At 46.6% G+C, this 22,468-nt stretch carries 20 protein-coding genes; 9 read left to right on the top strand and 11 right to left on the bottom strand.

Features of this window, described 5'->3' with window-relative positions; genetic code table 11:
• The first annotated feature begins 2 nt into the window (after window positions 1-2).
• Window positions 3-995: a tetratricopeptide repeat protein gene (locus tag QEP07_RS14750; protein ID WP_285010920.1), complete on the top strand. Its 993-nt coding sequence runs from the start codon at window positions 3-5 to the stop codon at window positions 993-995.
• Here QEP07_RS14750 and QEP07_RS14745 read toward each other — a convergent pair whose 3' ends face one another.
• Both QEP07_RS14745 and accC read right to left on the bottom strand, forming a co-directional pair.
• On the bottom strand, window positions 996-1,583 hold the full coding sequence (locus tag QEP07_RS14745) for a riboflavin synthase (RefSeq protein ID WP_285010919.1): 588 nt from the start codon (window positions 1,581-1,583) through the stop codon (window positions 996-998).
• Between the two features lie 5 nt (window positions 1,584-1,588).
• On the bottom strand, window positions 1,589-3,070 hold the full coding sequence (gene accC, locus QEP07_RS14740; protein WP_285010918.1) for an acetyl-CoA carboxylase biotin carboxylase subunit: 1,482 nt from the start codon (window positions 3,068-3,070) through the stop codon (window positions 1,589-1,591).
• A 317-nt stretch (window positions 3,071-3,387) separates the two neighbouring features.
• Between accC and QEP07_RS14735 the strand changes: the two genes are divergently transcribed.
• Window positions 3,388-4,248: an N-acetylglucosamine kinase gene (locus QEP07_RS14735; RefSeq protein WP_256007333.1), complete on the top strand. Its 861-nt coding sequence runs from the start codon at window positions 3,388-3,390 to the stop codon at window positions 4,246-4,248.
• A gap of 48 nt (window positions 4,249-4,296) precedes the next feature.
• On the opposite strand, the gene QEP07_RS14730 is transcribed toward QEP07_RS14735, so the two are convergent.
• The 3 genes from QEP07_RS14730 to QEP07_RS14720 all read right to left on the bottom strand — a co-directional run bounded on the left by QEP07_RS14730 (window position 4,297) and on the right by QEP07_RS14720 (window position 5,657).
• Window positions 4,297-4,986, bottom strand: a complete 690-nt coding sequence (locus QEP07_RS14730; protein WP_256007332.1) for an NUDIX hydrolase — start codon at window positions 4,984-4,986, stop codon at window positions 4,297-4,299.
• A 208-nt stretch (window positions 4,987-5,194) separates the two neighbouring features.
• Entirely contained in the window at window positions 5,195-5,404 is a 210-nt protein-coding gene (locus QEP07_RS14725; protein WP_285010917.1) for a hypothetical protein, read from the bottom strand.
• Between the two features lie 82 nt (window positions 5,405-5,486).
• Window positions 5,487-5,657, bottom strand: a complete 171-nt coding sequence (locus QEP07_RS14720) for a hypothetical protein (protein WP_285010916.1) — start codon at window positions 5,655-5,657, stop codon at window positions 5,487-5,489.
• 167 nt (window positions 5,658-5,824) lie between these two features.
• Between QEP07_RS14720 and QEP07_RS14715 the strand changes: the two genes are divergently transcribed.
• The 5 genes from QEP07_RS14715 (at window position 5,825) to QEP07_RS14695 (ending at window position 10,413) form a co-directional block, all read left to right on the top strand.
• Entirely contained in the window at window positions 5,825-6,565 is a 741-nt protein-coding gene (locus QEP07_RS14715) for a DUF72 domain-containing protein (protein ID WP_285010915.1), read from the top strand.
• A 118-nt stretch (window positions 6,566-6,683) separates the two neighbouring features.
• Window positions 6,684-7,670 (top strand): 6-phosphofructokinase, encoded by a 987-nt coding sequence (gene pfkA / locus QEP07_RS14710; RefSeq protein WP_285010914.1) that lies wholly within the window; start codon window positions 6,684-6,686, stop codon window positions 7,668-7,670.
• Window positions 7,671-7,672: 2 nt separating this feature from the next.
• Window positions 7,673-8,515, top strand: coding sequence for a hypothetical protein (locus QEP07_RS14705; protein ID WP_285010913.1), 843 nt, complete (start codon window positions 7,673-7,675; stop codon window positions 8,513-8,515).
• A 10-nt stretch (window positions 8,516-8,525) separates the two neighbouring features.
• A complete protein-coding gene (gene gap, locus QEP07_RS14700) occupies window positions 8,526-9,524 on the top strand; it encodes a type I glyceraldehyde-3-phosphate dehydrogenase (RefSeq protein ID WP_285010912.1) in 999 nt (332 codons plus the stop codon).
• A 439-nt stretch (window positions 9,525-9,963) separates the two neighbouring features.
• Window positions 9,964-10,413 carry a GNAT family N-acetyltransferase gene (locus tag QEP07_RS14695; RefSeq protein ID WP_285010911.1) on the top strand — a complete coding sequence of 150 codons (450 nt, stop codon included), beginning with the start codon at window positions 9,964-9,966 and terminating at the stop codon, window positions 10,411-10,413.
• On the opposite strand, the gene QEP07_RS14690 is transcribed toward QEP07_RS14695, so the two are convergent.
• The 6 genes from QEP07_RS14690 to QEP07_RS14665 form a co-directional block, all read right to left on the bottom strand.
• Window positions 10,407-10,811, bottom strand: a complete 405-nt coding sequence (locus QEP07_RS14690) for a VOC family protein (protein ID WP_285010910.1) — start codon at window positions 10,809-10,811, stop codon at window positions 10,407-10,409. The two genes, QEP07_RS14695 and QEP07_RS14690, sit on opposite strands and share 7 nt — an antisense overlap.
• Window positions 10,812-10,880: 69 nt before the next feature.
• Entirely contained in the window at window positions 10,881-11,507 is a 627-nt protein-coding gene (locus tag QEP07_RS14685) for a class I SAM-dependent methyltransferase (RefSeq protein WP_285010909.1), read from the bottom strand.
• 34 nt (window positions 11,508-11,541) lie between these two features.
• Window positions 11,542-11,874: a hypothetical protein gene (locus QEP07_RS14680; RefSeq protein ID WP_285010908.1), complete on the bottom strand. Its 333-nt coding sequence runs from the start codon at window positions 11,872-11,874 to the stop codon at window positions 11,542-11,544.
• A 38-nt stretch (window positions 11,875-11,912) separates the two neighbouring features.
• On the bottom strand, window positions 11,913-13,838 hold the full coding sequence (glgB, locus tag QEP07_RS14675) for a 1,4-alpha-glucan branching protein GlgB (protein WP_285010907.1): 1,926 nt from the start codon (window positions 13,836-13,838) through the stop codon (window positions 11,913-11,915).
• On the bottom strand, window positions 13,838-16,306 hold the full coding sequence (locus QEP07_RS14670) for a glycoside hydrolase family 31 protein (protein ID WP_285010906.1): 2,469 nt from the start codon (window positions 16,304-16,306) through the stop codon (window positions 13,838-13,840). Before QEP07_RS14670 ends, glgB begins: the two co-directional genes overlap by 1 nt.
• A gap of 302 nt (window positions 16,307-16,608) precedes the next feature.
• Window positions 16,609-19,524 carry a TonB-dependent receptor domain-containing protein gene (locus tag QEP07_RS14665; RefSeq protein WP_285010905.1) on the bottom strand — a complete coding sequence of 972 codons (2,916 nt, stop codon included), beginning with the start codon at window positions 19,522-19,524 and terminating at the stop codon, window positions 16,609-16,611.
• A 231-nt stretch (window positions 19,525-19,755) separates the two neighbouring features.
• Here QEP07_RS14665 and QEP07_RS14660 point away from each other — a divergent pair, with 231 nt between their 5' ends.
• A complete protein-coding gene (locus QEP07_RS14660) occupies window positions 19,756-22,113 on the top strand; it encodes a penicillin acylase family protein (RefSeq protein ID WP_350223381.1) in 2,358 nt (785 codons plus the stop codon).
• Window positions 22,114-22,116: 3 nt separating this feature from the next.
• Window positions 22,117-22,467, top strand: a complete 351-nt coding sequence (locus tag QEP07_RS14655; RefSeq protein WP_285010904.1) for a hypothetical protein — start codon at window positions 22,117-22,119, stop codon at window positions 22,465-22,467.
• Window position 22,468: the final 1 nt, after the last annotated feature.

The following is a 22,468-nucleotide window of genomic DNA, read 5'->3' as shown; positions in this document are numbered from 1 at the left end:
ACATGAAAAAGATTGCATTATTTCTGATGACGCTGATGTCAGCACAGTTCGTCCTGGGTCAGGATACGCTTGCTGTAGACAGCGTTCAGTCCGTCGTAAAGTCTGACTCCGCTGGTTTCCCGGAGCTGACAAAACTTGCAGAAGACCACGCCAGTAGGGGCTATATGAACAAAGCCAGATTTTATTATCTGGCAGCAGCAAAAGCGGACAGCACCAGTATCCTACCTTATAAGCGGCTTTCAGAACTCGAAAAGGGCTCGCCCACCGGCCGTCGACTAACTTATCTTGAACTGGCTCATAAAATGGATCCGGTAGATGCGGATATTGCCAGCGAACTGGCGGCACTGTACCTGGAAAACAAAGATTTTAAACGTGCGGCAGCAGTCTTGGCGCCTGCACTCAACGCAGACGCTGAAAACCTGCGGCTGAAAAGACTGATGATGCCGGTAGACCTGGAGAACCGGAAATACCGAGAGGTGATTAAAACGGGGCAAGTTTTGCTGAGCGAAGGCGACAGCACCGTTATGGTTTTGGACCACTTAGGCAAAGCATATTATCTGACACTCGACTACAGGAATGCAGTGAAACATTTTCTAATGATTCCTGAAACAATGAGCAGCGATAAGGAAGCGCTCTATTACGATCTCGCCAGAAGCTACCGGGGCATAAGAGACTATAAGAGCGCCATCACTTACCTGGAAAAGGCCATCAACCTCGGCGTTTCTCCGCGCGCAGCAAGTTATTATGGGTTGCTGGGCGACTCATACGAGCAGATACAGCAAAATGAACCCGCTACAAAGGCTTATAAACGGGGGCTCGATTTCGAGAATGATGGAAGCCTGCTGTACAACATCGCTCTGCTGTATGAAATGAAGATGGGCGACAAGAAGAATGCGATAGACTATTACGAGCGCTATCTTAAAACCATAGATGAAAAGAAAAAGGTCAAGCAGGCCAACTTCATCAAGAATAAGATCGCTGAGCTGAAACGCTGATCAGCTTTTATTGATCAGTCTGGCAACATATTTCCCGATAATATCGAACTCAATGTTAACCGTGTCGCCCTCTTCCACTTCGTGCAGATTGGTATATGCGTATGTATAGGGAATAATAAACACAGAAAACTCGTCGGACGCCGAATTGACCACCGTTAAGCTGATGCCGTTAACGCACACGGATCCTTTCTCGACGGTTACGTTTCCCGGCGCAGAGTCATACTTAAAGCGGTATTCCCAGCTTCCTTCCAGTTCAGCTTTTTTTATGCAGACGGCTGTTTGATCCACATGCCCCTGCACGATATGCCCGTCCAGCCGGCCGTTCATCTGCATGCAGCGCTCCAGATTTACCGCCCCGCCTACACGCAGGCTACCCAAATTTGTTTTTTGTAAGGTCTCGTGAATAGCCGTCACCGTATGCGTTTCTGCCGCCACTGCAACTACAGTGAGGCATACACCGTTATGAGCCACACTCTGATCAATCTTCAGCTCACTGCTTATGGGTGAACTTACGGTAAAATGAATATTTGTGCCTTCCTCGCGTATCTCGGTAATGGAACCGGTTGTTTCTATAATTCCTGTAAACATGTAAATCAGTTATAACGTGTGCGATTCCTTTTCCAATTGGTTTGAGGCGCTGAAGCCTGTGCGGCCACGCGGGCGATCCGCTTGTTTGAAAAAAGCACGGCAGCGACTGCCGCGATCATGGCCTCATCTTTATCCTCATAGTGGCTGCCTGGCTCAAAGTATTTGCTCACGAAATGTGTATCGAAAGCGCCGGTCCGGAATGCTTCATGCCGCATCACAAACTTACCAAATCCCAGCGTAGTTTTAATACCGGTAATCTCATATTCATCGATAGCCCTGATCATTCTATCCATAGCCTCGCTCCGGTCGTGCCCCCAGGTAATCAGCTTAGCGATCATCGGATCATAATAAATAGGCACTTCCATACCCTGCTCAAATCCGTCGTCGATCCGCACACCATTTCCCTTTGGCGTACGGTAGGTTTGGAGCACACCAATATCGGGCAGGAAATTGTTGTCCGGATCTTCTGCATAAACCCTTAATTCAATGGCATGGCCATTGATATGAAGGTCCTCCTGTTTATACGACAACACCTCTCCCCTCGCTATCCGGATCTGCTCCTTTACCAGGTCGAGCCCCGTGATCAGTTCTGTAACCGGATGCTCTACCTGCAGGCGTGTGTTCATTTCCAAAAAGAAAAAGTTAAGGTTTTCATCCAGGATAAACTCTACGGTTCCGGCACCAACGTAGCTCACCGAACGTGCGACATCGACCGCACAGCGTCCCATTTCTGCCCTGACCTCCTCGGTAAGTATGCTGGACGGTGCTTCTTCCACAACTTTTTGGTGCCTGCGCTGGACTGAACATTCCCGTTCAAAAAGATGAACAATATTGCCATGTGTATCGCCCAGAACCTGTATTTCAATGTGCCGCGGCGATGAAACATAACGTTCTATAAAAACAGAACCATCGCCAAAAGCAGAAGTCGCCTCGCTTACTGCAAGCTGCATCTGGCTTTCGAAATCGTGTACCTGCTCTACAATCCGCATTCCTTTTCCACCACCGCCCGCAGCAGCCTTGATGAGGATCGGGAAACCAACTTCCAAAGCACGTTGTTTTGCCTCGGCGATATCTGTTATTGCCTCGGCTGTGCCCGGCACCATTGGAATGTTGTACTTCAACGCGGCAGCTTTCGCAGAAAGCTTGTTGCCCATAATCTCCATGGCTTCGGGGGTTGGACCAACCAGGATCAATCCAGCTTCCCTGACCATACGGGCAAAAGAGGCATTCTCCGACAGAAAACCGTATCCGGGATGAATAGCCTCCGCACCGGTCTGACAGCAGGCATCAATAATACGCTCGCCTAGCAGGTACGATTGGTTGGAGGGGGCCGGTCCTATGCAAACGGCTTCATCGGCATAACGCACGTGCAATGCCCTACGGTCGGCCTCCGAATAAACCGCCACTGTTTTAATTCCCATTTCCCGGGCAGAGCGCATGATTCTTAAAGCTATTTCGCCACGGTTGGCCACAAGTAATTTCTTCATGTAAGGGCTGCCTTTTACGCTGGCAGATACAAATGTATTATAACTTTTTAAAACCCTGTAACCCGCTTCTGTGGCCTGCTGCTTTTTCAGATATTATATTAAAATTGGGATTATAAAATAAAAGTGTATTTTAGCTTAGTGTTTATTTAACAATATGGTCGGGTTACAAACCTGCCAAACGCGGATAAAAGAGCCGTTTTTTAAACATTAGAGCAACATTATACAACGACAACCAAAACCAATAAATTAAATTATGAAAAAAAAACATACCAAAGATTTAGGATTATTTACTTTTATCCCGAAAAAGACGAATTAAGATGATAGTTATTGCAGACGGAGGATCGACCAAGACAAATTGGTGTTTAATTAACGAGGCAGGAAGAAAAATCCTTTTCAATACTGAGGGATATAACCCCTACTTTTCCAGTACAGCGTATATTGTTGAATCCTTAAAAAAGTCCCTGCCGGACTTTCTGGAGACGGATAAACTTACCGAAGTAAATTATTACGGCGCGGGCTGTTCTACAGACGCCAACAAGCAAATCGTTGCTGATGCAATGAAACAAATCTTCGTAAACGCTAAGATCAATATCGGACACGACCTTTTAGCTTCATGCCGTGCGCTTCTGGCTGACCAGTCGGGTTTTGCTGCCATCCTTGGTACAGGTACAAATACTTGCTTATATGATGGAAAAGACATCACCCTGAACATCGATTCCCTGGGTTACTTCCTGGGCGATGAAGGAAGCGGATGTTTTATCGGCAAGCGTATTTTGGCCGATTATATGAAAGGTTATATGCCTAAAGGCTTAAGAGAAAGCTTTTATGACAACTTTGCGCTGACTAACGAAGACATCTTTGATCATATTTACAACAAGCCGTTGCCAAACCGTTTCTGTGCAAGCTTCAGCAAATTCCTGTATGACTTCAAAGACAGTTATGAAGATTATACCACAGCTACTGTCGATTATGCATTTACCGCATTCTTCGAGAACCTGGTGAAGCACTATCCTAACTACAAGGAATATCAGCTTAACTGCGTAGGATCTGTTGGATATAGCTTCCGGGATATCCTCAGTGTGGTGGCCGACCGCTACGAAATGGGCGTTGGTAAGATCATCCGCTCGCCTATAGATGACCTGGTAGACTACCACCTCAACATCGCACCAAAGTCATAATCAAATTGACATAAAAAGAAACCCTAAGGAGCCTTAGGGTTTTTCTTTTTAGAAGGAGATCTCTTTCCCGAACAACTTGGCATATTTACGCTTGTCAAACTTGTACAAAGTTGCCGCTCTGAACGACACCCCCTGTTGCTTTTCTTCCAGATCCTTTAACACACCAAAACTGAGCATTTTCTTCCTGAAATTACGCTTATCCAGTTTTTTGTTCAGAATTACCTCGTACACATTCTGAAGCTGGGTAAGCGTGAACTTTTCGGGCAGCAGTTCAAAAGCGATTGGCTGATGCTTGATACGCCGTTTGATTTTTTCAAGTCCCTTCTCAAAGATCTGCTGGTGGTCGAACGCCAGTTTAGGAAGATCCTTTACGTTGATCCAGTAAGCCTGCTTCGCGTAATTACTTTGCGGCTTTACAGTCTTCTCTCCGCCCAGTCTGAGCAACGCATAATAGGCAATACTCACAACCCTACCCTGCGGGTGCCTGTTTACATCACCGAAGGTATAATATTGCTCCATATATATATTGGTAAGACCAGTCAGCTCTCTTAATATGCGTGCAGCCGATTGGTCCAAACTTTCATCCTCGCCAACAATATTACCAGGCAAAGCCCACCAATCCTTAAACGGTTCTTCATTTCTTTCTATCAAAAGGATTTTCAGCTCTCCTTCATCAAACCCGAACACCACACAGTCGATAGAGAAAGTGGAATCAAACTTTGGTAAGACTTCTTTCAAAACATTCTAATTTTAGTTTGGGCTAAACTAGAAAAATTTATCAGTATTTCATCCTGTTTTTTATTTCTGCAAACGGCGCAGCAGTCTTTAAAGACGGCTTGCCAAAAAAGCTAAACCCTGCCCTGTGGCAATCGTTATTCAGCTGCGAGCGATAATCAGTAGAAAAAGAGATAGCAAGCCCCAAAACGAGCTTGCTATCTCCGGTGCGTTAGCGGATCGTAGTATTGGTATCCATTGTGGTTGTATCTGCCATACCCATGGTGTCGACCATATTGGTATCTGCACTCATCGTCGGATCATCCATAAGCGTCGTGTCCGACATTGTTGAATCTCCACTTTGGTCCCCGCTCTTGTCAGAGCTGCACGCAGCAAACCCAATGGAAACTACTGCGAACATCAGTAAAATTACTTTTTTCATAACTGTTTATTTTTTAGGATAAATATTCCCCTGTTAAACATGGGCTCGGCCAAAAGGTTTTGAAAGACTGAAAAACAGGCATTTACCTGTGTGTACTTGTCGATTTATCCTCAACATCATTTGAGTCCGATATATCCAACTCCGGATTGGTGTCGGCATCACTGCCTTTAATCTGTTCTTCCGGAACTACAACTGTGTTGATATGCTTATCGCGCTCGGCGTCATTCTGCAGCTGTTCATTTTGATTTTCCATAACGATAGGTTGATTAATTGTAGATGATTAACAACGCAAGCCTGAAACTGTGTTGCTCCTAACGTTATCGGGTATTTTGCCCGCTGAAAGAAGTAGAAGTACTAGGTTTGCACGCGTCAGTTCAGAGGCGCACGTTTTTTGCGGAAGTCTGTCAAAGGAAACAAGATATGCGTACATCAATCGGTTGCTCAGGGTTTCACTACAAGCATTGGCTAGGCGGTTTCTATCCGGAAGGCTTACCACAAAAGAAATGGTTTGAATTTTACTGCCAGCATTTCAAAACCCTGGAACTGAACGTCACCTTTTACAGGTTCCCGCGCCTACCGGCTTTAGAGAGCTGGTATGCGCAGAGCCCCGACAACTTTCTATTCGCCGTTAAAGCGCCAAGATCCATTACACATTATAAGAAAATGAGCGGGGCATCACAAATGATAGGCGACTTCTACACGGTTGTGGAGAAGGGCTTAAAAGAAAAGCTGGGTTGTACGCTCTGGCAGTTCCCCCCAAACTTTACCTATTCTGAAGAACGGCTGAGCAGGCTGACGGGCGGCCTGGATAGAGACATCAGGAATGTGGTCGAATTCAGGCACAGCAGTTGGTGGAAGAAAGAGGTGTGGAACCAGCTTGCCGAACACCGTATCAGTTTCTGCGGGATGAGCCATCCGGACTTCCCTGATGACATGGTAAGCAACACGGATCTGCTGTATTATCGTATGCATGGAGGGCAGCAGCTTTATACCTCTCGGTATTCAAAACATGAACTGGACGATTTTGCGAAAGAGTTGAAAATGAGCACACATACCAAACAAGCATTCATTTATTTCAACAATGATGTACAGGGCTATGCAGTGACCGACGCTAAATATTTGCAGTCGGTTTTACAGCCTACTGCACAAGACGGAAAGTAATCGGTCTTTAATTTTTTTATGTTGACGCAAATAAATATACTTGCGGCCTAATTGCATCCGAAAATGCAAAATAAATTACTTAGTGTAAATAATACACGCTATATTCGTATATACAATCATGAAACCAAATATTAAAAATATAGCTGTACTCACCTCAGGGGGCGATGCGCCCGGAATGAACGCCTGTATCAGGGCGGTAGTGCGGACAGGAATTTATAATGGCGTTAACATGTTTGGTGTGATGCAGGGCTATCAGGGTCTGATAGACAACAACATCAACCCCATGAATGCCAGATCTGTGAGCAACATCATTCATCTTGGAGGGACAATTTTAAAGACCGCCCGTTGTCTTGATTTCAAGACCGACAAAGGACTTGACATTGCATTTGAAAATCTTAAAAAAAGAGATATAGACGGCCTCGTTGTTATCGGGGGCGATGGCACTTTTACCGGTGCGCTGCGTTTCGCAAAAAAACACGGCGTTCGGGTTATGGGTGTACCGGGCACTATTGATAACGACCTTTATGGATCTGACTTTACCCTGGGATACGATACCGCAATTAACACGGTAATTGAAGCTATCGATAAGATCAGGGACACCGCCGATTCGCACGACCGGTTGTTCTTTATTGAAGTAATGGGCCGCGACTCCGGCTGTATTGCATTAAGGAGCGCTATATCAAGCGGCGCCGAAGCGGTGCTCCTTCCTGAGCGCCACACCAGTTTAGACGAGCTTATCGCTCAGCTGGAGTCAGGTGCTTCTACCAAAAAGTCTTCAAGCATCGTTATCGTATCTGAAGGGCATAAATCGGGCGGCGCGTACGACATAGCGAAGAAAGTTAAGGAGCGTTTCAACCATTATGATACCAAGGTAACCATACTCGGGCACCTTCAGCGTGGCGGTAGCCCGAGCAGCTTCGACAGGATACTGGGCAGCAGATTGGGATTTGCTGCAGTAAACGAATTGCTTCGCGGAAATACCATGCATATGGTGGGTCTTCGCGGCAACGACATCCAGGCCACCAGCATCGAGGAAGCGCTCAACAAGCACAGCTTTAAGCTGGAAAGTGATTTGTTGGAAATGACTAAAGTATTGTCTATATAAGCATGATCGCAGTAGTGTACAGCGGCTCAAAAACAGCTTTCTGGAAAATAGCCAGGGACGGCAAGGCAGTGGCAGAATGCACCATGCCAGGCATTAATCCCTGCTTAAATGATCCGAAAGCTATTTTAAACGCACTGAACAAAAAAACTACGCTGATCAATCATGCTGAAAGCATTAAAAAGATCTATGTGTTCGCGGCAGGTGCCTCCTCTCCCGAGCGGAAAAACGAACTCGCAGAAACACTTGGACAATTCTTCCGGTACAGTAAGATCCTGGTAAAGGATGATATTTACGGCGCAGCTATTTCAGCATGCTACAACCATACCGGTATTGTAGGTATTTTGGGTAGCGGGGCCAACTGTGCCTATTTTGATGGGAAAAACCCGGAGAAGAACAACTACGGATTAGGTTTCATTCTTGGTGATGAAGGTTCGGCAAATTACCTGGGCAAAGTGCTGCTCAAGCATTTTATGCAGAATAAGCTGCCTGACGACCTTCACAAAAAGTTCGAGGTGAAATACAATCTGGACCGGCCCCAGATATTGGAGCGGGTTTATAAAAAACCAATGGCTCAGCAATTTTTGAGTTCCTTTTTTGACTTTTTTATAGAAAACAGGGACCATAAATATATACTTGACGTGGTAAACCAGGCGTTTGAAAGGTATTATCATATCTATATGCTGCCTACTGTAAAACAGCACCCCGGCCATGATATTCATTTCGTGGGTTTGGTAGCCGGAACATTTCAGGATCAGCTGCGTGCCATAGCAAAACAGCATGGGCTAACCATTACATCAATAACTAAAGAACCGATTTATAATTTACTAAACTACTATTCAAATTAATTCAATAAAAATGAGCAAAATTGGAATAAACGGCTTTGGCCGTATCGGCAGACTGGTTTTCAGAGCTGCATTGAAAAGAGGATTGGACATCGTTGCTATCAACGACCTTGTAGAACCAGATTACATGGCTTACATGTTGCGTTATGATTCTACCCACGGTAAATTCGATGGAACAATTGAAGTAAAAGACGGAAACCTTGTAGTAAACGGAAAAACAATCCGCATCACTGCAGAGCGTGACCCTGCAAACCTGAAGTGGGATGAAGTAGGTGTTGAGACCGTTATCGAATCAACAGGTCTGTTCCTTACTAAAGCAGATGCTGAAAAGCACCTTGCGGCCGGAGCAAAAAGAGTAGTATTCTCTGCCCCTGCCAAAGATGACACTCCTACTTATGTAATGGGCGTTAACCATCACAAACTTACTGCAGATCAGACCATCGTATCTAATGCATCATGTACTACGAACTGTTTAGCACCTATCGCAAAGGTATTGAACGATAAATTCGGTATCGTTGAAGGTTTAATGAGCACTATCCACGCAGTAACAGCTACACAAAAGACTGTTGACGGTCCTTCAGCTAAAGACTGGAGAGGCGGACGCGGTGGTTTCTCTAACATCATTCCTTCATCAACCGGTGCTGCAAAAGCAGTAGGCCTGGTACTTCCTGAACTTAAAGGTAAATTAACCGGTATGTCGTTCCGCGTTCCTGTGGCCGACGTTTCTGTTGTTGACCTTACTGTACGTTTAGAGAAACCAGCTACTTATGAAGAAGTAAAGCAAGCCATGAAAGAAGCCTCAGAAGGCGAATTGAAAGGCGTACTAGGATATACTGAAGACGAAGTGGTATCATCAGATTTCATCGGAGACGATCATGCATCTATCTTCGACGCTAAAGCGGGAATCTCACTGAACGATAACTTCGTTAAAGTGGTTTCATGGTATGATAACGAGTGGGGCTATTCAACAGCATTGGCCAAATTCGTAGAGTACTACGGAAACTTAAAATAAAACCCGTTCATACAGGTTTATATTTGGTTAGAGAAAAGGGATGTATCCGGATGGATCATCCCTTTTTGTTTTTTCAACAGGCAACCTACCCTTCGGCTGGTTCGGGCTTAATCAAGGCATTATCCGTACTTTCTTCGGAAAAAGTACCCCATTTCCCGAAGAAAGTATGAGTTAAGCCCGAAGAAGGACCGAAAGAACGAAGAGCAAACATTTAGGTTAATTCACCCAAGGATGCGAAACAATATCACTTTTTATAAACATTTCCGCTTCAACTGCGTTATGCACAAACTATGAGAAAACTGGAATCCTTCGACTGGCTATTAATATTCTTATTTATCGGAACCCTTGTATTCGGGGTCGTTGTTGCAATTGAACGCGATCAAAAGGTGGCGAAAATAAATCTACACACTTCTCAGCCCGAAAGAATTATAAATACCTGATGGAAATAGCAGAAGACGGTTTCATATTTTCTGATGACAAGAACCGGATCGACCTCCTGGCAGTGCATCAGTACCTGTCCAAAGAATCGTACTGGGCTAAAAACATCCCCTCGGAAGTCGTGCAGCGATCCATCGAAAATTCCTTATGTTTCGGCATTTACAAAGAAGCCCAGCAGATAGGATTTGCCCGATGGATTACAGACCGGGCTACATTCGGTTATCTCGCCGATGTTTATATCCTGACGGAATATCGTGGTTTGGGGCTATCCAAGAAACTAATGTCGCTGATGCTGTTCCATCCAGACCTGCAAGGTCTCAGAAGATACATGCTGGGTACTTTAGATGCGCACGGGCTTTACGCACAGTTTGGATTTAAAGCGGTAGAGCATCCCGAAAGGTTAATGGCAATCGTTATAGCCGACGCTTATAAACAGGCTGGCGATCAGTGATCGTCGTTAACCTCAAGCCAGTGGCCGTCGGGATCTTTAAAATAGATCTGCTGTATGCCATCGGGCCTTTTGGTAACAGTGCTCAGCTTACCTGCCCAGTTCTCATACTTTACACCCATTTTATCGAGTGCCTTTACAAAGCTGTCCATCGAAGCTACACTGAAACAAAGATGCTCGTTTTTATCATGCACCTGATCTGGCTTTGCGCCCTGAATTAAATGAAGCTGTCCGGCCGGGCCCAACGTAAACCAGGTATGCCTGTTGTCTTTAAAAGGCTCCGGGATAATCTCCAGATCGAATACGTTTTTATAGAAGTCGGTAGCTTTTTGCAGATCTGCCACATAGACAGCAATGTGGTTTAGCTTTACTGCTACTTTCTTTTGGGTGGATTGCGCCATAGACTGATGGATAAATACAGATGACAATAAAAAAACGGCTGAGCAAAATAATACTTTCATAAGCAAGGTCTAAACTTTCTTCAACAAGATCGTCAAAATCCTTGGTATAACCGTGCGGTTGTTGTTATCAAAATATTCCTCGAGATCTACCAGGGCAAGTCCATGTTTTTTGCCCGCCTGTATAAAATCAGACACATTATGATTAAATGCATCAACCTCCTGCCGGCCTTCTTCCGTTTCAAACCGGGCACGGGTCCCTTCGTACTGCTTAAACGGATGCAGTTCGCCTACATAAACATATCCACCGGAGTTTAATGATTTAGCGGCCTGATTAAAAATATAATCCAGGTTATCGATATGTTCCAAAACCAGGCTAAAGGTTACCAGGTCGTAGAGTCCGTCCCTGAAATTCCATTTCGAAGTAATATCCGCCTGTTTAAATTCCACACGGTTTGAACTGATCTTGTCTTTGGCCCGCGCCAGCATCTGCTCGGAGAAGTCGACCGCCGTAATCAGCGCCGCTCTTTCCATAAGCCATTCCGTATTCTTGCCAGTACCGCAGCCAATTTCCAATACTTTGTTGAACGGAATACTGGCTAGACAAATCTTCAAGGCCAAGCCTTCAAGGTCGCGCGTTTTATTGTCGTTCGTATCGTACTGAGCAGCCCAGATGTTATATGCCTGTTTGGTATTCATGTTTCCAAATTAAGGCTGCAAAGATAGCGAATAGCTAAATATTTTTAGGGTTATATGCGCCGTGGTCGCGATCATTTCCGCGATTCATGGCGTCGTCCGACTGATCATCGTCTGAGTCACTATCGGCAATATCTCTCAATCCAGCTGCTTCAGGACCTTCTTCTTCATCGTGTTTGGTTTTGCCCTCGCGCATCTCCGAGATACTAAGGTTAACATCAATGTCGTTCACACGCTTATCTTCTCTACCCTTAAGCGTATTGTCATCACTGCTGTTCTCGAAACCAGGATCTACACTTGGATTCTCCAGATGCGCATCATCATTGATCTGAGCAGGTACTTTATTGCTCTTGTTATCTTGCGTTTCCATTGCTGTTGGTTTAAATGTATACCACTACAACAAAGCTGTTACACGAAAGGTTTGCGGGGAGATACCTGCTTTAAAACTACCGCAGCCAAAGGCGGCACGTTCAACACAATAGAGGAAGGTCTGCCATGGCATTCTTCAGCCTCTGGCAACAATACGCCTGTATTTCGTTTGCCGCTGCCATAGAACTCTTCGGCATCGGTATTAAATATCTCCTGCCACTTAGCCTTAACGGGCAAACCTACCCGGTAACCCTCACGGTATACAGGTGTCAGGTTTAAAATAACGATCAGCGTGTCCTTAGCTTTTAAACCCTTCCGGACATAAATATAAATGGAATGATCGGAATCGTCGGCGTTGATCCATTCAAATCCTTCATAGGAGAAACTATGCTCGTACAAGGCAGGTTCCGACCGGTACAGGGTGTTCATCGCACGCACAGCCTTTTGCATGCCGAGGTGACTTGGGTACTGGAGTAAATGCCAGTCGAGCGAATTCTTAAAATCCCATTCATGGGTTTGAGCAAACTCGTTGCCCATAAACAAAAGTTTAGTACCGGGGTGGGTAAACATATATGCGTATAAAGCACGCAAATTCGCGTGTTTTTGCCACTCATCGCCAGGCATCTTATAAATCATTGATGACTTGCCGTGCACCACCTCGTCGTGAGAAAAGGGCAGCATAAAATTTTCGCTGAAGGCATATGTAGCACTGAAAGTGAGCTGATGGTGGTGGTGCTTCCGGGCAATCGGATCCAGCTTAAAATACCTCAGGGTATCGTTCATCCAGCCCATCATCCATTTCATCCCGAATCCAAGTCCCCCCGCATATACCGCATTTGTAACACCCGGATAGGTACTGCTTTCCTCTGCGATGGTCTGCACACCAGGAAAACTGCCATAAACTGACTCATTCAGATCTTTTAAGAACTGTATAGCTCCCAGGTTCTCGCTACCCCCGTATTCGTTAGTAGCAGCCTCAGCCGCTGTTCGTGAAAAGTCGAAATACAACATTGACGCTACCGCATCGACCCGCAGTCCGTCTACATGGAACTGATCGAGCCAATACATGGCATTACTGATTAAGAAGGACCGTACCTCGTTCCGATCGTAATTAAAGATATAGGATTTCCAGTCAGGATGAAAGCCCTTACGCATATCCGCATGCTCATACAAGTGCGTTCCGTCAAATTCATATAAACCATGCGCATCACCCGGAAAGTGTGATGGCACCCAGTCTAAAATAACCCCGATGTTGTGCTTGTGGAGTTGTTCTATCAGATACATCAATTCCTGGGCAGTTCCATGTCTGGAACTTGCAGCAAAGTAACCGGTGATCTGGTATCCCCAGGATGGATAATAAGGGTATTCCATAACCGGCATCAGCTCGACATGTGTAAAACCCATGTCGAGTACATAGGGCACCAGTGCCTCTGCTATCTCCTTATAGGTCAGGATCCTTTTTGGGTCAGACGGGTCCCGCCGCCAGGAGCCGAGATGCAGTTCATACACCGTCATAGGCTGTTTCAGTGCATCTACCCGTGCGCGACGGTTCATCCAGGTTTTATCTTTCCATACATAAACCGTATCCCATACCATAGAGGCCGTGCGTGGAGGGCGCTCCCATCTTCTCGCGAAAGGATCGCCTTTTTCCCGTTCCACGCCATCAAAACCTTTGATGGCATATTTGTAAATCTGGCCCTTATGAATTCCCGGGATAAAGCCCTCCCAGATCCCCGAAGAATCGAGTCGCCTATACAACTGATGAGACGCCCAGTTCCATTGGTTAAAGTCGCCGATAACACCAACCGACTGCGCATTGGGCGCCCAGACGGAAAAGTAAACGCCCACTTCGCCATTTACCGTAATGATGTGCGACCCAAACTTTTCATACAATCTAAAATGTTTACCTGTTACGAACAAGGAAATGTCGAAATCGCTGAACAAGCTGTGGGTCAATACTTTCATTAGCTGTAAATTTTTATTGTCGTAAAGTTCTTATTTGACTTAAAATGCAGGCAATTGCGGTCATCTATGCTGTAATCGGTTACTTCCTTATCGTCTACCGTAATACGCACCACGCTAAACGGTAACCCTACCACATTATAACTGTACCACTCATAATTTGGGGTATACAGGCCTTCCCTGCTTTGTTCAATAATCAAGCCACTGCTGCTGCCTTTTACGGCAAACTTCTTTTCCGAGTATATATCCTGCTCATACGCAAATGTGTCGCCATGATCCTCGTAAAGGAAAGAATTTACTTCATAGTCTGCATAATAAATATTCAGTAATACTTCCGTTACTTCCTGCTCGCCCACGTATTGCATTACAGGGTACTCCGGAATAACTGAACCTGAGCGGACAAACAACGGCATATGATCCAGCGGCGTTTCGATCAGGTGCTCGCTCTCGCCCTGCAGCACCTCGTGTGTCCAGAAGTTAAACCAGTTACCTTTAGGCAAGTAGACCCTTCGTGAGGCAGCGCCCTGTTCCAGAACCGGGCATACCAGTATCTTGTCGCCAAAGGTAAACTCATCCTGACGGAAACTCATACTTTCATTCTCCTGCTCTAACATAACCAGCGGACGAAGAATAGGGAATCCATAACGGTGATGCTCCCAAAATACCGAATACAGGTAAGGCAACAGGCGGTACCGGAGCTCAATGTAGGTACGGTTTATGCTCGTATAGGGTTCACCGAAACTCCATGGTTCCCTTTCGGCGGTATCTCCGGCCGAATGTGCACGCATAAAAGGAGAAAACGTTCCAAGCTGAATCCATCGGGTAAACAATTCCGGATCAGGCTCACCACTAAAGCCCCCGATATCGGTTCCACAGAAAGGCACGCCTGAGATCGACATCCGCTGACACTGTATGTTCCCAATCTTGAGGTGTTCCCAGGTAGCCACATTATCGCCGGTCCATACACAGCCATAACGCTGCATGCCGGAGTAGCCCGCGCGGGTAATGGTAAAGGGCCTCTTGTTGCGCATCAGTTTCTTTAAGCCATCGTACGTTGAACGCACCATTTGCATTCCGTAAACGTTATGTGCCTTGCGATGTGAGCCTCGGTAGCCGTCGTAATTGTGACGTACATCGTTCGGGAATGTACCTGAACCAAATACTGCAGGCTCATTCATGTCATTCCATACACCGGCAACACCAATTTCTACAAGCTCCTTATACAAACCGCCCCACCATTCTCTAACGGTTGGGTTCGTGAAATCCGGAAACTGGCAACGGCCCGGCCATACGTGCCCTTCCATAAAATAGTCGTCACTACGGCGACAGAAGTAGTTGTTTTCCTTTCCTTCTTTAAACACCCAGTAATTATCGTCTACTTTAATTCCCGGATCTATCATCACCACCGTTTTGAAACCATCGGTGGTCAGTTCCTTGATCATCCGTTTCGGGTCCGGGAAATGACTTTTATTCCAGGTAAAACAACGGTAACCATCCATATAGTCGATATCCAGGTATATCGCGTCACAAGGAATACTCCTGGACCTGAATCCCTCGGCGATCTCCTTCACCTTGCTCTCGGGATAATAGCTCCAGCGGCATTGGTGGTATCCCAAAGCCCATTTTGGAGGCATTGGATGGGTGCCCGTTAAGCTCTGGTAACGCTTCACCACATCCATAAAATGCGGCCCATGCATATAGTAATATTGCAGCTCCCCGCCGTCGGCCCAGAAACTTGTCTTCTCGGCATCTTCCCTGCCGAAGTCGAAATACGAGCGAAAGGTGTTATCGAAGAAAATTCCGTAGGCGGATTTATCGTGTACGCCAATATAAAACGGAATGGTGCGATACAACGGGTCCTGATCCCAGCCAAAGGAATATGCGTCTGTATTCCAGTTTTGAAAATGCCTGCCACGCAGGTTCATATTGCCCGATTTGTCGCCCAATCCGAAAAAGTTCTCCTCCGTGAGACATTTTTTTGTGGCGTATACATAATAGCCACCAAAGTCTGCATTCTCCTCCCAGTGCATAGGAGATACATCCTGACTCATTACTACCTGCGTTTGCTTATCCAGAAATGAGATCAAAAAATCGTCTTTGCGCACACGGCAAACGACCGTATTCGTAGATATATCAAAGTGCTCAGGGAATTCCTCCAGTCGGAATGTAGTTACTTTCTGGTCGACCACCGGCACGGCGTATGAGAAATCATCGAGGAACACGCCATGCGGAGCAAGCCGTATACGAATGATCTCATCGCTCACTATTCTGATCTCTACCTTGGCGCTGCCATCACCAAAAATGTATCTGTTACCATCCTGCCAAACCTTTTTAACTGAGTCCAGATACTTTTTTACGATGGCTTCGGCCCCAGCCACCGGATTGTTGAGATGCTGAACCACCTCATCACCTGTACTATCGCTTATCTTCTGATTAAATATTTCCTTGCCAACTTCTGTTTGCTCTTCCATGAAAATCGTTTTATTATCCTATCCCTCCAATACCTGATGTATTGTACCATCTAAAAGTGTAAAAATTTCAATTAAAACCCAAGAGATATTGAAAGAACGACGAGCAAGCTTAGAAAGTACTGTGTAATACCCGCGCGCTGACGTACGCTCTGCACTTTTATGTCGCTTTTCCTTCGGATTGCGACGAAGCGATGCCGGAGCGAACACGACTGAAAGACGAAGGAAAGCCGAAGAGATAAAGGTCTTTCAAAAGAAAATCCCCGGTGTTTGCCGGGGATCTGGATTAGCCTGTTTAGAACAACCTATGGGTTGTATGTAAAACCTACATAGTACAGTGCGCCTACAGACGGGTTACCGTAAGAGGTAAAATAGTACTTGTTCAGGATATTGGTACCGCCTATTTTGATCATTGAGTTTACAGACGGCACTTTGAAGTTAACCTGTGCATCGGCTGTGCCAAATGCAGGCACTGTTCCGGAAGCAAATGATGAGGTCCAGTAGAACGAATCCTGCCAGCGGTAGTTTACATTAAAGCCCACATTTTTAACAATCTCCCGGTTACCCAAACCAACGTTATACCGGATGGTAGGTGTGTTGAAGTCGTTCAGGAAGCCTGCGGGAAGATCGCCGATCTCGTTGTACGACACGTTTCCAGACAGGTTATACTTGGCGATCAGGTAATCGATACCCAATGCAGCTCCGTAAGTATCCACCTCGCCGTCGGCGTTCACAGGTACTCCAAACTTTTGGAAGGCTTGTCCGCGACGCTGGTAAACCTCTACTGCAGTAATGAAGTTCTTATAGGTGTTATAGTATGCATACGCATCGATGAGCAAGCGTCCGCCTAACAATCCTTTATAACCGATCTCGTAGGCTTTAACGCTTTCCGGAACGACGCCTCTTGGATCAAACTGATAGGCCTGTAACAAGCTCTCGTTGGGCGTACCAGCGATGGCGGAAGCGACGAAAGCACGGTAACTTGCGTCGGTATACGGCCTGTTATTGTACAAATCGTACTTAGCGAGAAGGCTCGGCAAGCCTCCGATAAGCTGGAGCTGACCACCACCTACAGTAAGATCAATGTATTGGTTTTGGGTGGTAGGGTTGCGGTAGCCGGTTTGATAAGACACGCGGATGTTGTTGTTTGGCGCCACGGTATAAACTCCGGAGATCCTTGGTGTTAAGCGGCCTTCGAAGTTCTGATTCTTATCGTACCTGCCCGACAAAGAAAGCTTGAATTTGTCTTCGAAGAATTTCTTCGACAACTGTCCGAATACGCCATATTCATCGATATCTATTTTGTTGGTGCGGTCGTCAAAGATGGTTCCGTTTGAACGGAGCTGGAAGATGCGGTAAGAGCCCCCGATCTGCAATTCGACGACATTGTTTAACAGGTTGGAAAAGTTGTACAGTCCCTCGTAATGGTAAAGGTTGGTTCTGTCGTCAAATTTTGCACCGTAAACCCCGGCAGCACGGTCTGTACTTACAATCGTAGTATTAGCGATACGCGTGCGTGCCTCCTCAAATGCCGGTGTTCCCGGTATCAGCCGCCCTTGGTCGGCAGCAGCACGCGCGGCAGCATGTGCCTGAGCATCTGTAAGTCCGGCCGGGTTTAGCTTGGCACCTATATACGTTCCGATGTATTGCGGAAACCAGTCTTCCGAACGTTTGTAGGTTTCGTTAATGAACGCGCCAACGATGGAGGAGATATATGAATCGCCGGAGCGTTCCTGGGTAGTATATCCGCGCACGAAGAAGTCCTCCCCTTTTAATTCCAGCTTATACTGACCAATGCTGAAGTTACGCAAAGAATAACGGTCGGTACCGGTATAAACAGAGGTTCCGGTTCCCCAGTTGATTTGAGCGATACCTTCAATACTGGGCGTAAATTTATAGTGCAGTGCACCAGATGCTTTCATCGACTCAGTATTGTAATCGACCAGCGTGTTTTCGTTGTACCCTGTTCTTGTCACCTCCTGATTAGGCAGTACAGCGGGGTTGGCGAGTCCAAAATAGAAGGGCAGGTATTGATTGGCCACCGCACTACGGAGCGGTGCAGGAATTGGGAACGAATTGATCGCAGTTAAATAGGTAGCATAGCTTGAACCGGCAGGCACGTTGTTAAGTGCAGCTCTCGGGTCGAACAAACCACCTGAGGCGCCCAAAATTCCCTGCCGAACAGCCGGCTCAATGCTCTGACCTACGATGGCGCGCATATTTTGTGAAGTTTCGTCGCCATACACGTTAATACCGTCATACGCAGGATCCGAGTTTCGGTCGCCCGCCTTCTGCGTGCGGCTGATACGGTCGAAATTGCTATAGTTGGATGCCTGCCAGTCTTTGGCCTGCAGGAAGGAGAAGGTGCCCTTTACCGCCAGTTTATTGTTCCACGCTTTTGCCATACGCAGATCGAACTGGTTATATTGTTGTGTACCGGTCTCATCGTCGTTGACATGGTTGATACCTGTTTTGAACTGAAAACTTGGTCCCTGATAGGTGAACGGGTTTTTGGAGGTCATGAGCATGGTTCCGTTGATACCGCCCGCGCCATACAGGGCGGAAGCGGCACCCGGAAGGAGTTCCACGTTATCCACGTCAAGGTCGTTCAGTCCGATAATGTTGCCTACTGAGAAGTTTAGTCCTGGTGCCTGGTTGTCCATTCCGTCGACATACTGATTGAAGCGGATGTTTCCGTTGGAGTTAAAGCCCCTGGTATTTATAGATCTGAAGGTAAGGCTCTGTGCGCTTGTTTCAACACCCTTTAGGTTTGCCAGTGCGTCGTAAAATGACGGTGCAGGGAGCTCCCTCAATACTGCAACACCCATCCGTTCAATGGATACCGGCGATTCAAGGATACGCTCGGGCGTACGTGATGCAGACACCACGACTTCCTGGCCGAGTATGACGCCACTCTCGAGTTCGAAATTGAGGCTGGTGCTTGCTGCAGTTACTTCCTGTTCGATGGTATTGTAACCCACATAGCTGATTACAAGAGTAAAAGGAAGTTTCTGACTGGTACTGAGCGCGAATTTTCCTTCGGAGTTTGTGGCTGTGGCAGACGTTGTGCCTTTGACCGTTATGCCAACGCCGGGCATGGGTTCCCTGGTGGCCTTGTCGATCACAGCACCACCAATCGTTACATTCTGTGCTAACGCCACGAGCGCCGAAACACAAAGCAATACCATTGTAAAAACAGCTTTTGTAAGAGTGTTTGTCATAAATCTATATTTGGGTGAATTTTAATTTAAATCTAGCACATTTCCGCAATAATCCAAACTTGGTTAAGTGTACGGAAAATTAAATAAATTATTAAATTGCAGATCTAACCCGCTTTTACACTTTTAGTAAAGGCGTAATTGCCTGAGCAGATGATGAACAAGGTCAAAGCATTCATTAGTGTTGTTATTCCTGTTTTTTTAGGTTTTTTATGTAATTCTAAGTTTGGGGATATGCCCCCCCTGCTGAAGTTTCTTAATCCGTTTACAGGTTTCTGGCAGAACGCGGAAAGATATAGCGTGGATAAAAGCCGCAAGTTGGTACTCAAGCATGCGCATTCGCCGATTGACATTGCTTTTGATGACCGTATGATTCCACATGTATTTGCGCAGAATGATCATGATGTATATTATGCACAGGGCTACGTAACAGCTATGCACCGCCTGTGGCAGATGGACTTTCAAACCAGATTTGCCGCGGGACGCTTGTCGGAAGTAGTGGGTGCAAAAGCGGTCGAGCTTGACCGCTATCAGCGCCGTATGGGCATGGTATACGGGGCAGAGAATTCGCTGGCCGGAATGATGGCCGACCCCAAGTCGAAAGAGATGATCCTGGCTTACACAGAGGGTATAAACGACTATATTGGTTCGCTCAATGCGGCGCAGCTCCCATTGGAGTATAAGCTGCTGGATTTTAAACCGGAAAAATGGACACCCTTAAAGTGTGCGTTGCTCCTCAAACAGATGTCGGCCGTGCTTGCCATGGGTTCCGATGAACTTTATATGACGAATATCCGAAATACCTTCGGATCATCTGCGGTTGCGGATTTGTTCCCTGACTACCCGTTTCGTGAAGACCCGATTATCCCCGTGGGAACTACATGGGATTTCGAGCCGCTGGCCGTGCCTTCCACGCCGCCGGATACTGGTATACGTTCAGTGTATAATGTGCGAACCAAACAAAAAGAGGAGGGGATCGGAAGCAATAACTGGGCGCTTTCAGGCGCTAAGACGGCTTCTGGCTATCCGATTCTGGCCAATGATCCGCATCTGGATTTGTCGCTCCCCTCCATTTGGTACCAGATTCAACTGCATGCTCCGGGTTTAAATGCCTATGGCGTTTCATTGCCGGGCGCGCCGGGTATAATAGTTGGTTTTAACAAGCGTATTGCCTGGGGGGTTACCAACGTGGCGGCGGATGTGCTGGATTTTTATTCGGTAAGGTTTAAGGACGAGACTTATACGAGTTATTGGTACGATCATAAGTGGAAAAGCACAAAAATGGTCAGGGAAAAGATTCGGGTGCGCGGAGGCAAAACTGTAACAGATACGGTGTACTATACCCATCATGGCCCTGTAGTTTACCTGAGGAAACCGAACGGTTTCAACAGATCTGAAAACATCCCCGCGGGCAGTGCCTTGCGGTGGATTGCCCATGAGCGTTCTAACGAACTGAAGACGTTTTATTTGCTGAACCGGGGAAATAATTATTCAGACTACCGGAAAGCGCTGGAGTATTTCACTGCGCCGGCGCAGAATTTCGTGTTTGCTTCTGTAGACAACGATATTTCGATCACGTCGAATGGTAAGTTTCCGCTTAAATGGAAAAATCAGGGAAAGTTTATTTTGGATGGTTCAAGAAAAGACAATGACTGGCAGGGATGGATCCCTGCGGAGCATAACCCCACGGTGAAAAACCCGGCACGAGGATTTGTGAGCTCAGCGAATCAGTCGCCAACAGACCCTGGCTACCCTTACTATATTAACTGGGAGTTCAGTCCTTTTGAACGAGCCAAACGTATTAATGACCGGCTGAGCACTATGAAGCGCGCCACTGCAGATAGCATCAGGCTGATGCAAACGGACAATTACAGTGTCCATGCTGAGCTCGTGCTCCCCGCCATGCTAAAGCTGGTCGACAGCAGCAAGCTTAATGCGACACAGCAGGAAGCGCTCCATTTGCTTTCGGTTTGGAATAAGTGTTATGATAGCGCTGAAATTGCGGCCAGTGTATTCGATTTCTGGACAAAACGGCTGCAATTTGCCATCTGGGATGATGAGTTTACTGTTAAGGATATGCCGATGCGATATCCGTCGAGAGACCGGACGGTTAAGCTGATCCTCGAAGAACCTGATTCGCGCTGGGTTGACGACGTTCGTACACCTGCCCGTGAGACACTATCTGATCTGATAAGTGCGTCGTTTAAGTACGCCTGCGATACACTTGAGCGCAAATATGGGCCTATTGGTGAGCACTGGGCCTGGGGCCGGGTGAAGAATACCAGGGTTCAGCATCTGGCAAGGATACCGGGTCTTGGATCGGAGCCCTTGGTAACAGGTGGAGGAAAGATGACGATCAACGCGATGAACGAGGGCAACGGACCTTCATGGCGCATGGTTGTAGAACTTGGTAAGACACCGAAGGGCTACGGGGTATACCCGGGCGGACAATCGGGCAACCCGGGCAGCCGCTTTTATGACAACATGATAAACAAATGGACTAAGGGGGAGTTATTTGAACTTCTGTTTATGGAATCGCCGAATGACAGCCCAAATAAGGTGATATCAAAAATTAGCGTGACTAGCAAGTAAAACATGGTATTCATTATTATAATCGTCGCTGCGTTTTTGCTGCAGCTTGTGCTACCCTGGTGGGTGGTTATCGTGATCTCTTTCGCGGTATGCGGATTGCTCGGAAAAACGGGTCGGATCAGCTTTTGGTCGCCTTTCTTTGCGGTCTTGTTGCTCTGGACAGGTATGGCCTTGTTTAAGAGCTTGCCGAACCATCATGTGCTGGCTTCGAGGATTGCCGTGATGCTGGGTTTGAAGCTATGGTGGCTTGTACTGTTAGTTACTGCGGTACTTGGCGGATTGGTTGCCGCGGTAAGCGGCCTTTGCGGCTATAGTTTCAGGAAGGCAATTCTGGCGAATAAACACAGTCAGTAGA

The organism is Pedobacter faecalis (genome assembly GCF_030182585.1).
Taxonomy (GTDB): Bacteria; Bacteroidota; Bacteroidia; order Sphingobacteriales; family Sphingobacteriaceae; genus Pedobacter; species Pedobacter faecalis.
Note: the sequence above shows the minus strand (reverse complement) of the source record. Positions and strands in the feature narration are given on the sequence as shown.

Coding starts and splice junctions, on each gene's coding strand:
- QEP07_RS14705 (WP_285010913.1), top strand. CDS start 7,673: ATGATCGCAGTAGTGTACAGCGGCTCAAAAACAGCTTTCTGGAAAATA.
- QEP07_RS14720 (WP_285010916.1), bottom strand. CDS start 5,657: ATGGAAAATCAAAATGAACAGCTGCAGAATGACGCCGAGCGCGATAAG.
- accC (WP_285010918.1), bottom strand. CDS start 3,070: ATGAAGAAATTACTTGTGGCCAACCGTGGCGAAATAGCTTTAAGAATC.
- gap (WP_285010912.1), top strand. CDS start 8,526: ATGAGCAAAATTGGAATAAACGGCTTTGGCCGTATCGGCAGACTGGTT.
- QEP07_RS14690 (WP_285010910.1), bottom strand. CDS start 10,811: ATGGCGCAATCCACCCAAAAGAAAGTAGCAGTAAAGCTAAACCACATT.
- QEP07_RS14735 (WP_256007333.1), top strand. CDS start 3,388: ATGATAGTTATTGCAGACGGAGGATCGACCAAGACAAATTGGTGTTTA.
- QEP07_RS14695 (WP_285010911.1), top strand. CDS start 9,964: ATGGAAATAGCAGAAGACGGTTTCATATTTTCTGATGACAAGAACCGG.
- QEP07_RS14655 (WP_285010904.1), top strand. CDS start 22,117: ATGGTATTCATTATTATAATCGTCGCTGCGTTTTTGCTGCAGCTTGTG.
- QEP07_RS14715 (WP_285010915.1), top strand. CDS start 5,825: ATGCGTACATCAATCGGTTGCTCAGGGTTTCACTACAAGCATTGGCTA.
- QEP07_RS14750 (WP_285010920.1), top strand. CDS start 3: ATGAAAAAGATTGCATTATTTCTGATGACGCTGATGTCAGCACAGTTC.
- QEP07_RS14665 (WP_285010905.1), bottom strand. CDS start 19,524: ATGACAAACACTCTTACAAAAGCTGTTTTTACAATGGTATTGCTTTGT.
- QEP07_RS14685 (WP_285010909.1), bottom strand. CDS start 11,507: ATGAATACCAAACAGGCATATAACATCTGGGCTGCTCAGTACGATACG.
- QEP07_RS14725 (WP_285010917.1), bottom strand. CDS start 5,404: ATGAAAAAAGTAATTTTACTGATGTTCGCAGTAGTTTCCATTGGGTTT.
- pfkA (WP_285010914.1), top strand. CDS start 6,684: ATGAAACCAAATATTAAAAATATAGCTGTACTCACCTCAGGGGGCGAT.
- QEP07_RS14670 (WP_285010906.1), bottom strand. CDS start 16,306: ATGGAAGAGCAAACAGAAGTTGGCAAGGAAATATTTAATCAGAAGATA.
- glgB (WP_285010907.1), bottom strand. CDS start 13,838: ATGAAAGTATTGACCCACAGCTTGTTCAGCGATTTCGACATTTCCTTG.
- QEP07_RS14745 (WP_285010919.1), bottom strand. CDS start 1,583: ATGTTTACAGGAATTATAGAAACAACCGGTTCCATTACCGAGATACGC.
- QEP07_RS14660 (WP_350223381.1), top strand. CDS start 19,756: ATGCCCCCCCTGCTGAAGTTTCTTAATCCGTTTACAGGTTTCTGGCAG.
- QEP07_RS14680 (WP_285010908.1), bottom strand. CDS start 11,874: ATGGAAACGCAAGATAACAAGAGCAATAAAGTACCTGCTCAGATCAAT.